Source organism: Candidatus Poribacteria bacterium (assembly GCA_021295755.1).
Taxonomy (GTDB): Bacteria; Poribacteria; WGA-4E; order WGA-4E; family PCPOR2b; genus PCPOR2b.
On the sequence record JAGWBT010000144.1, the window covers coordinates 1 to 368 of the forward strand.

Here is a 368-nt window from a genome sequence, read left to right on the forward strand (position 1 = left end):
GAGACAACAACAGCCGAAAACGATTAAAAGGTTGGGGAACGACGGGCTGCAAATCGTCTGGAAGGATGGGCACGAGAGCGAATACACCTATCCATATCTCAGACGGTTATGTCCCTGTGCGGAGTGTTCAACCATAAGGCACAGGGGACAGGATGTCCATTCCCTATTCGGTCCAGAAGGGATCGGCGATCCAGACCATATTGCAGTCCCAGCCGATACTCAACCCCTTAACCTTGAGCTTGTGGGTCGTTACGCCATCCAATTTACTTGGAGTGATGGGCACTCGACTGGCATCTACTCTTTTGAAACACTCAGGGAAATCTGTCCCTGTCCGCAGTGTACTTAATCGAAACTGAGGTAAAAATTGA

Annotated in this window: 1 protein-coding gene; it reads left to right on the forward strand. The window is 49.7% G+C overall.

The genetic code is table 11. The annotated features are described in order from the left end of the window. Positions 1-22 precede the first annotated feature (22 nt). A complete protein-coding gene (locus J4G02_18455; protein MCE2396517.1) occupies positions 23-346 on the forward strand; it encodes a DUF971 domain-containing protein in 324 nt (107 codons plus the stop codon). Positions 347-368: the final 22 nt, after the last annotated feature.